The following is a 13677-nucleotide window of genomic DNA, read 5'->3' on the forward strand; positions in this document are numbered from 1 at the left end:
CCATAGGTCAGGAACAGATCGAATCTTCGTGATCGTGCGGCATTTGCCGCAACTGTGACCAAACAACAACAGCCGGTGGCATAATTCGCTGAGGCCCATTCCGAAAAGCACGCAGTAATTCTCGGAAAGGATCACGCTTCATCGAGCTGTTGCCGCCTTTGTACCCTGCGAGGCGATTTCGCCGCGCGGCAAAAAGCTCTGAACGAAACCGGCTACTGGTTGGGAACCTGCGGCTGCGCGGGCTGCGCCGCGGGAGACGAGGCGGGCGGGGTAGCGCCGGACGCCGGAGGCGTGACCGGAGCAGCCGCTCCCGGCTGCTGCGCCGCAGGAGCGTCGTTACCCGAGGGCGGCGTCGGCGCGGTGTTGCCGGACGGAGCGGCAGGCGTCGCCGTGCCCGGAAGCTGGTCGAGCACGCCGTTGCCGCCACCGTTCTGCTGCGTCGCCGGCGCCCGGTCGAGAATGTCGATCGGCTTGTCGCCATAGCGCGCCAGAATGGACAGGATCAGCGACGTCGCGAAGAACGCGGCCGCCAGGATCGCCGTCGCGCGCGTCAGCGCATTGGCAGCCCCACGGGCGGTCATGAAGCCGGAGCCGCCGCCGATACCCAGACCGCCGCCTTCGGAGCGCTGCAGCAGCACGACGCCAACGAGGGCCAGCACCACCATAAGATGGACGACGATCAGTATGGTTTCCATTGCATATCCCGGCAAAGCGTTCGGCCCGCGCGAACGCGACCGCTGAATTGGAGCCGGCTCTTACAATGCTTTGACGGCATTTCCAAGCCCGCGCCCGGAATATGGGAATTGACCGCCCTTATGCAATGACTTTTGGCCGAAGGACCGGGCTCTTTCAGGATCGGTAGGCGTCGGCGATGCCGAGGAAATCGGCGGCCTTGAGGCTGGCGCCTCCGACCAGGGCGCCATCGACATTGTCGATCATCAGCAGTTCGCGCGCATTGGATGGCTTGACCGAGCCTCCGTAGAGAATGCGGATTTTCCCGGCGGTTGCGGCTCCAAGCTTGCTGGCAAGCTCGGCGCGCACATGCGCGTGCGCCTCCGCCACGTCGGCGACGGTGGGAACCAGCCCCGTGCCGATCGCCCAGACAGGCTCATAGGCGATGATCGTCGATGCCTGCGTTGCGCTGGCCGGAACCGAGCCAGCGATCTGGCGCGACAGGATATCGAGCGTGGCGCCGACTTCCCGTTCGGCTCGCGTCTCGCCGATGCAGATGACCGCCACCAGCCCGGCCCTCCATGCGGCCACGGCCTTGGCCTGCACCATCGCGTCGGTCTCGCCGTGGTCGGTCCGGCGCTCCGAATGGCCGACAATGACATGGCTTGCCCCGGCATCCTTCAGCATTTCTGCAGAAATATCGCCGGTATGCGGCCCGCTTTCCTCGGCGTCGCAATTCTGGCCGCCGGTATGAACCGGTGTGCGCGAAAGAATTTCCGCCGCACGAGTGAGCAGGGTCGCCGGCACGCAGACCAGCGCCTCGGTCGCCGCGTCCAGCCCGCTCATGAAGCCATTGCCGATCATCAGCAGTTCATTGAGCGAAGCGCTGGTGCCGTTCATTTTCCAATTGCCGGCGACAAGCGGGCGAATTCCTGGCGTCATGGCGATATGCTCTCCGGCGACCTGCAATGGACACTTTCACTACCAAAATCAGGCCACAAAGCAATCGACACTGGCCCGGAAGGACGCTATTGCGCTCCTTCGGGCAAATTCGGAACACAATATGCTTGGTAGTTTGAGAAACGTGGCGGGAACCTGGGTCGCCAAGGGGCTGCTCTTCCTGTTGGTGATCAGCTTCGCTGTCTGGGGCATTTCCGGCCGCCTCCTGGGCACGGTTGCCGGACACCATTCGGTCGTTGTTGCCGGAGGAACGTCGGTATCCGTGAACGAATACCGGCTCGCCTATGATCGACAGCTCTCGCTCATGTCGCAGCAGTTCGGCCAGAGGCTGACGCGCGAGCAGGCCAATACCCTCGGCATCGATGGCCAGGTGCTGACGCAGCTTGTATCCGGAGCGGTGCTCGACGAGCAGGCGCGCAAGCTGGGTCTGGGCCTTTCCAAGGACCGGCTGGCGCAGCTCACCTTTGATGATCCCGCCTTCCACGGTCCCGACGGCAGGTTCGATCGCCAGACGTTCGAATATCTCCTGCGCCAGATCGGCATGCGCCCGGAAGACTACCTCAAGAACCGCTCCCAGGTCGCCGTGCGCCAGCAGATCGTCGAGGCCGTTTCAGACGGCATGAAAATGCCGGATACCTTCATGAAGGCGGTCGCGCTCTATCGCGGCGAAGACCGCACCGTGGAGTATCTGGTCCTGCCCAAGTCGCTGGTGGAACCCATCGAAGCGCCCTCCGACAGCGCGCTTTCGACGTATTTCGACCAGAACAAGAAGACCTACGCGGCGCCTGAATACCGCAAGTTCTCCTACGTCCGGCTCGAGCCGGAAGACATCATGGATCTGAGCGCGGTCAGCGACCAGCAGGTGGCCGAGGACTACGAGAAGAACAAGGCGCGCTACACGACACCGGAAACGCGCACCATCGAACAGCTTGTGTTCAAGTCGGCCGACGACGCCAAGGCGGCGTTCGATTCGCTGAAAAGCGGCGCGACCTTCGACAAGCTTGTAACTGCGGAAGGCAAAACCCAGGCCGATACCCTGCTCGGCACGCTGCCGAAGGACAAGATCGCCGACAAGGCCGTCGCGGACGCCGCCTTCGCGCTGAACGTCAACGAGGTCAGCCCGGTCGTCCAGGGCTCCTTTGGCCCGGTGCTCCTGCGCGTTACCGACATCAAGCCGGAGGTGGTCAAGCCGGTTGCCGAGGTGTCCCAGCAGATCAAGAAGGATCTTGCGCTTGCCGAAGCCAGTCGCATCCTGCTCGATGTGCACGATTCTTATGAAGACGCCCGCGCCGGCGGCGCTTCCATGCAGGAAGCCGCCGACAAGCTGAAGCTCAAGGTGGTCACCATCGATGCCATCGACCGCTCCGCGCGCAAGCCGGATGGCGCCGTCATCGAGACCCTGCCCGAATCGGCCTCGCTCATTCGTTCCGTCTTCGACGCCGAAACCGGCATCGAGAATGAAGGCCTGACGACCGCCGACAATGGCTATGTCTTCTATGAGGTCAGCGCCATCACCCCTGCCCGCGACCGGACGCTGGATGAAGTGCGCCAGAAGGTCATCGCCGACTGGACCGCGGCGGAAACGTCCAAGCGGCTTACCGCCAAGGCGGAAGAACTCGAAAAGCGGGCCAAGGACGGCACGGCCCTCGACGCCATCGCCGGCGAGCTCAAGCTCGAAAAGCAGACTAAGCGCGGATTGAAACGCGAGGCCGACGACGCCGACTTCGGCAAGGACGGCACCGCCGCCATGTTCGGCGTCGGCGAAGGCGGCACCGGCGTCGTGGCGGCCCCGACGGGCGAGGCCAAGATCCTGTTCAAGGTGGCGGAAGTCTTCGAGCCGGCAGGCGCGGACGCCAGCACCGTACCGGCGGAAGCACAGAAATCCTTCGCCTCCGGCCTGTCGGACGATCTGCTCGATCAGTTGGTCGCGCAGTTGCAGACGCAGTACAGCGTGCAGATCGACCAGACCGCGATGACCCAGGCGCTCGCCCAATGAGCGCACTGAAGCCGCATATCGCCAAGGTTGCGGTTGGCGACGTCCTGTCCTTCGACGAGGCGCGCGAGGCGTTTGAGGTCATCATGTCCGGCGACGCTACGCCCGGCCAGATCGGGGCTTTCCTGATGGCGCTGCGCGTGCGCGGCGAAAGCGTGCATGAGATTTCCGCCGCGGTCGCCACCATGCGCGCCAAGATGCTGCGGGTCGATGCACCCGCCGGCGCGATCGACATCGTCGGAACCGGCGGCGACGGCCTGCACAGCGTGAATATCTCCACCGCTTCCGCATTCGTCATCGCTGCATGCGGCGTTCCGGTCGCCAAGCACGGCAACCGGGCGCTGTCTTCGTTGACCGGAGCCGCCGATGTCCTGGCCGCGCTCGGCGTCAACATCGAACTGCAACCGGAGGCGATCAGCCGCTGCATCCACGAGGCCGGTGTCGGCTTCATGTTCTCGCCGTCGCATCATCCGGCGATGAAACATGTCGGGCCGACGCGCGTCGAACTGGGCATCCGTACCATCTTCAACCTTATCGGTCCGCTTTCCAATCCCGCCGGCGTCGACCGCCAGATGGTCGGCGTCTTCTCGCCCGAATGGACCATTCCGGTCGCCGAAACACTCAAGGCGCTTGGCACCAAATACGCCTGGGTGGCGCATGGCGACGGCTATGACGAGATCACCACGACCGGTGAAACGCAGGTGGCGGAACTGTCCGACGGGACGATCCGCACCTTCACGCTGACTCCGGAGGCTTTCGGCATCGCCCGCCACACCCAGGAAGAGCTCAATGGCGGCGACGCGGCTTTCAATGCCAATGCGCTGCGCACCATGCTCGAAGGAGCGCCCGGCGCGTTCCGCGATACGGTTCTGATGAATGCCGGCGCCGGTCTCGTGGTCGCCGGCAAGACCGCCAAGCTCGCAGAAGGCATCGCCATGGCCGCCGAGGCGATCGACAACGGCCGGGCGGTTGCCGTCCTCGACAAGCTCATCGCTGTTTCCAACAGGTAACGCGATGGCCGATATCCTGAAAAAGATCGAAGCCTACAAGCGCGACGAGATCGCGGAAGCCAAGGCCCGCGTCCCGCTTGCGGAAATCAAGGCGCGCGCCGCCGATGCCAGCGCGCCCCGCGGCTTCATAGCCGCTCTGCAGGCCAAGCGCGCAGCCGGCAAGATAGGTTTGATCGCCGAGATCAAGAAGGCGAGCCCTTCCAAGGGCCTCATCCGCGCCGATTTCGATCCGCCTTCTCTCGCCGCAGCCTATGCGAAGGGCGGCGCGGCGTGCCTGTCCGTGTTGACCGACCGGCCCTCCTTCCAGGGCGCGCCGGAGTTCCTGACCGGGGCCCGCAACGCCGTGTCCCTGCCGGCGCTGCGCAAGGATTTTCTCTTCGACCCCTATCAGGTCCATGAGGCGCGGGCCTGGGGCGCCGACGCCGTCCTCATCATCATGGCCAGCGTCGATGACGCGATGGCGGCCGAACTTGAGGATACGGCGTTTTCGCTCGGGATGGACGTTCTCATCGAAGTGCATGACGAAGCCGAGACCGAGCGGGCGCTTCGGCTGAAATCAAGGCTGATCGGCATCAACAATCGCGACCTGCGCACCTTCGAGACGACGTTGCAGACCTCCGAACGGCTCGCCTCGATGATCCCGAACGATCGCCTGCTGGTGTCCGAAAGCGGCATCTTCACCAATGAAGATTGCCGCAGGCTGCAGAAAAGCGGGATCGATACCTTCCTGGTCGGCGAAAGCCTGATGCGGCAGCCCGACGTGACGCAAGCGACGCGCGCGCTGCTCAGCCTCGACATCGCCGCGGCGCAGGCCTGAGATGGCCGGCGATTCGCTGCCCGTCCCAGGCCTCACCCATATCGGCGCCACCGGCGAAGCCAACATGGTCGATGTCGGCGGCAAGGCCGAGACTGTTCGCTTCGCGGTGGCCGAAGGGTTCGTCTCCATGCAGCCGGAAACGCTGCGCATGATCCTCGACGGCAATGCCAGGAAGGGCGACGTGCTGGGCACCGCGCGCATCGCCGGTATCATGGCCGCCAAGAAGACGCATGAGCTGATCCCGCTCTGCCACCCGCTTCTGCTGACCAAGGTGTCGGTGGAGATCGAGCCCGACGAAAGCTTGCCGGGCTTGCGCGTGACGGCGCAAGCCCGCGTAACCGGCAAGACAGGCGTGGAAATGGAAGCGCTGACGGCAGCCTCCGTCGCCTGCCTGACCATCTACGACATGGCCAAGGCCGTAGACCGGGCCATGGTCATATCCGGCATTCGGCTGAAGCTGAAAAGCGGCGGAAAATCAGGCGATTACGAGGCGGCGTGATGGCGCTTGTTCCAGTCGCCGAAGCACTGCAGCGCCTGCTGGACGGCGTTGAGCCCTTGCCCGCCGAGAACGTCGCGCTGCACGAGGCTTTCGAGCGTGTCCTTGCACAGCCTCTGGTCGCCCGGCGTACCCAGCCGCCCTTCCACGCTTCCGCCATGGACGGCTACGCGGTCAAGGCGGCCGATGTGTCGACCGCGCCCGCCCAGCTCACCGTGATCGGCGCCGCGCCGGCTGGCCAGGGATTTGCCGGTACTGTGGAGCGCGGCCAGACAGTGCGTGTCTTCACCGGCGCACCGCTGCCGGCGGGTGCCGACACGGTCGTCATCCAGGAAAACGTCCGCGCCACCGGCAACGGCGTCATTGAGGTGCTGGAACCGGCCAGCCCTGGCCGCAATGTGCGAAAGGCCGGCCTCGATTTTGCCGACGGCGACGTCGTCCTTGAAAAAGGCCGGCTGCTCGATCCCGCGGCCCTTTCGCTGGCGGCTTCGGCAAACTATCCGCGAGTCCCCGTCATCGGCCAGCCGCTCGTCGCCATCATCGCCACCGGCGACGAATTGATGCTGCCGGGCGCTGAACTCGGGCCAGACCAGATCATCTCGTCCAATGCCTATGGCGTCGCCGCCGCGGCCCGCTCGGTTGGCGCGCAAGCCATTGATCTCGGCATCGCCAAGGACAGCAAGGACGCCATCGCAGCCCTGGTGCGCAAGGCGGTGGCGGCTGGCGCAAACGTCATCGTCACGCTCGGCGGCGCTTCCGTCGGCGATCACGATCTCGTCCACGACGTGCTCACCGGCGAGGGCATGACGCTGGATTTCTGGAAGATCGCCATGCGTCCCGGCAAACCGCTGATGTTCGGGCGCATGGGGCCCATCCGCTGCGTTGGCTTGCCTGGCAACCCGGTGGCGAGCCTCGTTTGTACGCAGCTGTTCCTCAAGCCGCTGCTGGCCCGCCTTGGCGGGCGGCAATTCGTGCAAGACATCCGCGAGGCACAGCTTGCCGCCCCGATGGCCGAAAACGACCAGCGCCAGGATTATGTGCGCGCCGTCGTCCACGATGGAGCAAGCAGCCTAACGGCGACGCCTTTCAGCGTGCAGGATTCGTCCATGCTGCGCATGATGGCCGACGCCAACGGCCTGATCGTGCGCGAGCCTTTCGCCCCCGCCGCCGCAGCCGGGGACCCGTGCAAGGTGCTGATGCTGCGCTGACGCCCGCGTGGCGGCGGGCTTGCTGAACAAAACGTCAACACATTCATTAAACTTTAAACGGTTGCGGAACACAACTGGAACAGATAGTGTTTGTTCTGGGTTTGTTTTTTCGATTCTGTTCGACACCCTTGGGGGCCGCAATGCTGACGCGCAAGCAACATGAACTGCTTCTTTTCATCCATGAAAGGCTGAAGGAAAGCGGCATTCCCCCTTCCTTCGACGAGATGAAGGAGGCGCTGGATCTGGCTTCGAAGTCGGGCATCCACAGGCTCATCACGGCGCTGGAAGAGCGCGGCTTCATCCGCCGGCTGCCGAACCGCGCCCGCGCCCTGGAAGTGCTTCGCCTGCCGGATTCGATCGCGCCAGGTCTCAACGCCGCGCGGAAATTCTCGCCCGGAATTATCCAGGGTGGCCTCGGCAGGCCGCAACCGAAGGAGCCGACCCGTCTGCAGGCCGCCGGCAACGACGACGATGCCGCCGCCGCCATTTCCATTCCCGTCATGGGCCGCATCGCCGCCGGCGTGCCGATCGACGCCATCCAGCACAAGACCCATTCGATTTCCGTGCCGCCGGACATGATTTCGGGCGGCGAGCACTACGCGCTCGAGGTCAAGGGCGATTCGATGATCGAGGCCGGCATTTTCGACGGCGACACGGTCATCATCCGCAACGCCAACACCGCCAGCCCCGGTGAGATCATCGTCGCCCTGGTGGACGACGAGGAGGCGACCCTCAAGCGCTTCCGCCGCAAGGGCGCATCCATCGCGCTGGAAGCGGCGAACCCCGCCTATGAAACCCGCATCTTCGGCCCCGACCGGGTCAAGGTGCAGGGTCGGCTGGTCGGGCTGATCAGGCGCTACTGATCCGGATCAGCGGCTTGGCTTGGCTTGGCTTGACGTATCGAATCCGACACGCGGCTTGGAGTTTGCCGCGCATGGTTGCGTCATTCATCTTCCGAATTTTGCTCGTCTTCCGCATTTCGTCTTTGACGGCTCGCGTCCTGGCGTGACCGGCGCTCGAACGGCGGCAGTCCCCTCGCCTCGCGCGAGAACTGCCGCTGCACGTGCCAGGGCCGGTAGTCGCCAACGATGGCGAACTGGATTTCCGCTGGCGCGGCGGCTGACTGCGGAGCGAAATACACGGCGGCGCTGCCCGATTGCGCAAGCTCCTGTCTGGTGATGACCGCAACCAGCGGGTCATGGCAGGGATCGGAAGCGGTTGCGTCGTCGATGACGATCAAGGCCGCGAATCCGCAGGCATTGCCGGCCGACCGTTCGTCCTTCACCCGCGCCACGATTGCCCCCGAGACGTGCCGCGCCACGCAACTGTCCGGTGTGCAGAGAAATGGCGTGCCGGGCGGGAGGTCGAGCGCGCCGGTTGTGACCAGCCTTGTTTCTTCGCCTTTGAGGGTTTCGGGCCCGATCACAGTTTCCGCATCAAGCGCGCGACGCCAGTTGTCGATGGTGAACTGGTTCGGCTTCGGCCGATTGACGGCGAGTTCGCCGCCGCCGATCGGCATGGCGATCAGATGCGCATCCTCCGCGACCAGGACGTCCGGCGTTCGCACGCTCGGCATGGCGAGTATGCCGCCAAGCGCGAACGGAATGGCCGCCAGGCGCAGCCGGGTCGTCGCCACGGTCGCGATCACCAGCGCGACGGTGACGAGCAGGACGGACTGGATGGACACCAGCCCGACCGCATCGACTGGCGACCGCACGGAAATCCAATCGGAGATGGCGATCATCGCCGTCAGCCCCTTTCCCACCACGTAGAGAAATGGCCCGTCGGCGCCGAACGGCATGGCGATGGCGGAGAGCACCGCGAAGGGCATCACCGCCAGCGAGACGATGGGCATCACGGCGAGGTTGGCGAACAGGCTGAGCGGCGACACGCGCTGGAAGTGCCACATGGCGAACAAGGCGGTGGCGCTGCCGGCGATGATCGTGGTCGCGGCGATGCCGACCCCGGCGCTGAAGAACCGGCCCGTGAGATCGGCGAGGAGTGAGCGCTCCGCCGGCGGGCCGCTTGCGCTTTTGGTCGCGCGGTAGTCCGACCACCACGCATAGGCGCCAACCAGCGCCGCGGTCGCTGCGAACGACATCTGGAAGCTCGGGCCGACCACCTCGTGCGGCGACACCAGGATGACGATGACCGCCGAGATGGCGAGGTTGCGCATGGTCAGCGCCGCGCGGTCGAACAGCACCGCCGTCAGCATCACCGCCAGCATGATGAAGCTGCGCTCGGCGGCGACAACGACGCCCGAAATGGAAAGGTACGCCGCGATCGAAAACAGCGCCGCCGCGGCGGCATATTTCTTCACCGGGCGTCGCGAAGAAAAGCCGGGAAACAGCGCGAAGGCGGCGCGCAGCATCACCATCACCGTGCCGGCGACCAGCGCCATGTGCAGCCCGGAAATCGAGATGATGTGGTAGATGCCGGTGCGCCGCATCGCCTCGTTGATCGGCTCGGGAATGCCGGCGCGCACGCCGACCATGAGGGCGGCGGCGATTTCGCCTTCCGGTCCGCCAATGGTGGCGCGGATGCGGCCTGCGATGGCGTCGCGGATATTCTGCACCGCCGTCGCCAGCCGCGCCTTGAGCGGCACCTCCTTGATTGGCTCCAGCTTGGGATTGCTGAGGAAAAAGCCGCTGCCGCCCAGGCCCTCGAAATAGCTTTCGAAGGAGAAGTCGTAGCCGCCCGGCCTCACCGGCCCGGTCGGCGGCAAAAGTCGCACGAAGCCGCTGACCTGCGATCCCGCCATTGTTCCGGCCGGGATGGCGCGGGCCGACAGCCGCACGCGCTCCGGTTGGTAACGCAGCTTCGGCCGCGCGGTCGAAATCACGTCCAGCGTCAGCCGCACCCGGCCGCTGGCCAGTTCGTCGATTGAAACGACCCGACCGGTCAGGCGCGTGGAAATGTCCGACCCGAGCGTCTCGCCGCCGCCCCGCCAGGTCTCGACCTTCGCCGCCAGAACGCCGAGCGCGCAAAAGAACCCGACAGCGAACAAAAGATGCATTTTCGGCTGCGAGCGGCAGGCGAGCATCAGGCAGGCCAAAGCCACGACGCACATGACCGGCTGCAGGAAACCGGGTTCGGATGCCACCGCGAAATAGAACAGGGCTCCAGTGGCCAGGAAGACAGGAACGAGCAGGAAGCCGACGCCTCGGTCGAGTTCCGTACCGGAGGCCACGGCAAGGCTGCGGCCAAGGTCATGGACGGAAATCCGGCCAAGACTTTGCGCGAGCCGCCATCTGGCCGGACCGGGCCGGGAAAGCTGGATCTTTCCGGGCAGATATTCCGCGGGAAGGATTTCACCTTGAGGGGCAGGTCCGTGCGCCGGCTCCCGCAACGGCGACGCTGCTGCGCCGTCATCGGCTGTGACCGGCGAGCTTCGCATAGCCGCGGTATCTACCCGCAACCCGGCATGAGAATCCGGCGCCGGCGTCGGCGCGAACAGCGACCGTTCGCTGACGTCGCGGTCAGCTTTCCCGCTGTCTTTGCCGCCCCGGCCCTGCCCCGCCATCGGGTCTGCCCCTTGCGCCCATGCCCCCCTATGCTACATGAACGCCCGGCGCGGAAAAGTCCGCCAATGCCCGAAGGTTCTGAAGAGTTCTATGTCCGAAACGGTCGTTACCCGCTTTGCCCCCTCGCCCACCGGCTATCTCCATATCGGCGGCGCGCGCACGGCGCTGTTCAACTGGCTCTATGCCAGGCATACGGGCGGCACGATGCTGCTGCGCATCGAGGATACCGACCGCGAACGCTCCACCGATGCGGCCACCGCCGCCATCCTTGATGGACTGTCCTGGCTTGGCCTGACCTGGGAGGGCGAGCCGGTCTCGCAATTCGAGCGCGCCGCTCGCCACCGCGAGGTGGCCGAGGAACTGGTTCGCAACGGCAAGGCCTATTATTGCTACGCCACGCCGGCGGAACTGGAGGCGATGCGCGAGAAGGCCCGCGCCGAAGGGCGCCCGCCCCGCTACGACGGCCGCTGGCGCGACCGCGACCCGTCGGAGGCGCCTGCCGGCGTGCGCGGCGCGATCCGCATCAAGGCTCCGTCCGAGGGCGAAACTCTGGTGCGCGACAAGGTGCAGGGCGACGTGCGCTTTCCCAACAAGGACCTCGACGATTTCATCATCCTGCGCTCCGACGGCAACCCGACCTACATGCATGCCGTGGTGGTCGACGATCATGACATGGGCGTCACCGACATCATCCGCGGCGACGACCACCTGACCAACGCAGCGCGCCAGACGGTGATCTACGACGCCATGGGCTGGACCGTGCCGAGGATGGCGCATATTCCGCTCATTCACGGCGCCGACGGAGCGAAGCTGTCCAAGCGCCATGGCGCGCTCGGCGTCGAGGCCTATCGCGCCATGGGCTATCTGCCCGAGGCGCTGCTGAACTATCTGGCGCGGCTTGGCTGGAGCCATGGCGACGACGAAATCATGTCCGTGGCCGACATGGTCTCGTGGTTCGACATTGTCGACGTCAACAAGGGCGCCGCGCGCTTCGACTTCGCCAAGCTCGAAGCGCTGAATGGCGTTCACATGCGCGCCATGGACGACGCGGCGCTGACGAATATCTTCATCGAGACGCTGCCGCATCTGCCGAATGGCGAGGCGCTGGCCGCGAAGCTGGACGAGAAGGCCAAGGACCGGCTGCTACAGGCCATGCCCGGGCTGAAGGAGCGCGCCAGGACACTGGTGGAGCTGGCCGACAGCGCCTATTTCCTCGTCGCCGACCGGCCGCTGGCGCTGGACGAGAAGGCGCACGCGATTCTCGACGCCGATGCCAAAGCCGTGCTTGCGGCATTGCTGCCGGGATTTGAGGCCGTGACCGACTGGAACGCGGCATCGACTGAGGCCGTCGTACGGTCTTATTCCGAGGCAAACGGCCTTAAGCTCGGCAAGCTTGCGCAGCCCTTGCGCGCCGCTCTGACGGGCCGCAGCACGTCTCCCGGCGTGTTCGACGTTCTGGCCGTGCTGGGTCGCGACGAAAGTCTGGCGCGCATCGGCGATCAAATCGATTAGAGGGGACCTGGCACAAGAAATTGGCATTGAAAGGCGCGTATTGCGGTGCAACATTAGCGTTGGACTAATCAGGCATGCACCCTCGGGCGGGGTAGTGTTCTCGCGCATTCAAAAATTTTTCCAACGCTTTGCGTTGCAAGATAATTTTGCCTGAAGGGCAAGAGGAAACAAAAGGAGTTTGCGATGACCGAAAAGACTGCAACACTGGACCTGGGCGGCAAGTCCCACCAGTTCAAGGTCCGAAGCGGCTCCATCGGCCCGGACGTCATCGACATCGGTGCACTCTACTCGACGACGGGCGCTTTCACCTACGATCCAGGCTTCACCTCGACCGCCGCCTGTGAATCGGAAATCACCTTCATCGACGGCGATGCTGGCGTTTTGCTGCACCGCGGCTATCCGATCGACCAGTTGGCCGAGCATGGCGACTTCCTCGAAGTCTGCTACCTGCTTCTTTACGGCGAGCTGCCGACCAAGGCCCAGAAGGACGATTTCGATTACCGCGTGACGCGCCACACCATGGTGCATGAGCAGATGTCGCGCTTCTTCACCGGGTTCCGCCGCGACGCGCATCCGATGGCCGTCATGTGTGGCGTCGTCGGGGCGCTGTCGGCGTTCTATCACGACTCCACCGACATCTCGGATCCGTACCAGCGCATGGTCGCTTCCATGCGCCTGATCGCAAAAATGCCGACCATCGCCGCCATGGCCTACAAGTACCATATCGGCCAGCCCTTCATTTACCCGAAGAACGACCTCGGCTTCGCCGCCAACTTCCTCCACATGTGCTTCGCCGTGCCATGCGAGGAATACAAGGTGAACCCGGTGCTGGCGCGCGCCATGGAGCGCATCTTCATCCTGCACGCCGACCATGAGCAGAATGCCTCGACCTCGACGGTTCGCCTGGCCGGCTCTTCCGGCGCCAACCCGTTCGCCTGCATCGCCGCCGGCATTGCCTGCCTGTGGGGGCCGGCGCATGGCGGCGCCAACGAGGCGGCGCTCAACATGTTGTCCGAGATCGGCCATGTCGACCACATCCCGGAATTCATCGGTCGCGCCAAGGACAAGAACGATCCGTTCCGCCTCATGGGTTTCGGCCACCGCGTTTACAAGAACTACGATCCGCGCGCCAAGATCATGCAGAAGACCGCGCATGAGGTTCTCGGCGAACTCGGCATCAAGGACGATCCGCTGCTCGACATCGCCATGGAGCTCGAGAAGATCGCGCTGACCGACGAGTACTTCATCGAGAAGAAGCTCTACCCGAACGTCGACTTCTATTCCGGCATCACGCTGAAGGCGCTGGGCTTCCCCACTACCATGTTCACCGTGCTGTTCGCCGTCGCCCGCACCGTCGGCTGGATCGCGCAGTGGAAGGAAATGATCGAGGACCCGCACCAGAAGATCGGCCGTCCGCGCCAGCTCTACACCGGCGCGCCGGAGCGGGATTACGTGCCGATTGCCAAGCGGTAGAACGGCAGTCGG

The 13677-nt window shown here is 64.8% G+C and carries 11 protein-coding genes; 8 read left to right on the forward strand and 3 right to left on the reverse strand.

What is annotated here, in order from left to right:
- Window positions 1–212 precede the first annotated feature (212 nt).
- Together secG and tpiA are read right to left on the reverse strand one after the other, a co-directional pair.
- The gene (gene secG, locus J2X35_RS06620) at window positions 213–695 is read right to left on the reverse strand and encodes a preprotein translocase subunit SecG (RefSeq protein ID WP_310183144.1); all 483 of its coding nucleotides are present in this window, start codon (window positions 693–695) and stop codon (window positions 213–215) included.
- A 154-nt stretch (window positions 696–849) separates the two neighbouring features.
- On the reverse strand, window positions 850–1614 hold the full coding sequence (tpiA, locus tag J2X35_RS06625; protein WP_310183146.1) for a triose-phosphate isomerase: 765 nt from the start codon (window positions 1612–1614) through the stop codon (window positions 850–852).
- A gap of 121 nt (window positions 1615–1735) precedes the next feature.
- Between tpiA and J2X35_RS06630 the strand changes: the two genes are divergently transcribed.
- From J2X35_RS06630 to lexA, 6 genes are all read left to right on the forward strand, one after another.
- Entirely contained in the window at window positions 1736–3628 is a 1893-nt protein-coding gene (locus tag J2X35_RS06630; RefSeq protein ID WP_310183149.1) for a SurA N-terminal domain-containing protein, read from the forward strand.
- The gene (gene trpD / locus J2X35_RS06635) at window positions 3625–4635 is read left to right on the forward strand and encodes an anthranilate phosphoribosyltransferase (protein ID WP_310183151.1); all 1011 of its coding nucleotides are present in this window, start codon (window positions 3625–3627) and stop codon (window positions 4633–4635) included. Before J2X35_RS06630 ends, trpD begins: the two co-directional genes overlap by 4 nt.
- Before the next feature lie 4 nt (window positions 4636–4639).
- On the forward strand, window positions 4640–5452 hold the full coding sequence (gene trpC, locus J2X35_RS06640; protein ID WP_310183154.1) for an indole-3-glycerol phosphate synthase TrpC: 813 nt from the start codon (window positions 4640–4642) through the stop codon (window positions 5450–5452).
- 1 nt (window position 5453) lies between these two features.
- Entirely contained in the window at window positions 5454–5951 is a 498-nt protein-coding gene (gene moaC, locus J2X35_RS06645) for a cyclic pyranopterin monophosphate synthase MoaC (protein ID WP_056109845.1), read from the forward strand.
- A complete protein-coding gene (gene glp / locus J2X35_RS06650; protein ID WP_310183157.1) occupies window positions 5951–7156 on the forward strand; it encodes a gephyrin-like molybdotransferase Glp in 1206 nt (401 codons plus the stop codon). Before moaC ends, glp begins: the two co-directional genes overlap by 1 nt.
- A gap of 140 nt (window positions 7157–7296) precedes the next feature.
- Window positions 7297–8019 carry a transcriptional repressor LexA gene (gene lexA, locus J2X35_RS06655; protein WP_056109849.1) on the forward strand — a complete coding sequence of 241 codons (723 nt, stop codon included), beginning with the start codon at window positions 7297–7299 and terminating at the stop codon, window positions 8017–8019.
- An 80-nt stretch (window positions 8020–8099) separates the two neighbouring features.
- Here lexA and J2X35_RS06660 read toward each other — a convergent pair whose 3' ends face one another.
- On the reverse strand, window positions 8100–10679 hold the full coding sequence (locus J2X35_RS06660) for a ComEC/Rec2 family competence protein (RefSeq protein ID WP_310183160.1): 2580 nt from the start codon (window positions 10677–10679) through the stop codon (window positions 8100–8102).
- Between the two features lie 91 nt (window positions 10680–10770).
- On the opposite strand from J2X35_RS06660, the gene gltX reads away from it, so the two are divergent.
- Both gltX and gltA read left to right on the forward strand, forming a co-directional pair.
- A complete protein-coding gene (gltX, locus tag J2X35_RS06665) occupies window positions 10771–12192 on the forward strand; it encodes a glutamate--tRNA ligase (RefSeq protein WP_310183162.1) in 1422 nt (473 codons plus the stop codon).
- A gap of 183 nt (window positions 12193–12375) precedes the next feature.
- Complete coding sequence (gene gltA / locus J2X35_RS06670; protein ID WP_056109855.1) at window positions 12376–13665, forward strand: citrate synthase; 1290 nt, start codon at window positions 12376–12378, stop codon at window positions 13663–13665.
- Window positions 13666–13677: the final 12 nt, after the last annotated feature.

Origin of the sequence: Mesorhizobium sp. BE184 (assembly GCF_031457045.1) — a bacterium.
Lineage (GTDB): Bacteria > Pseudomonadota > Alphaproteobacteria > Rhizobiales > Rhizobiaceae > Mesorhizobium.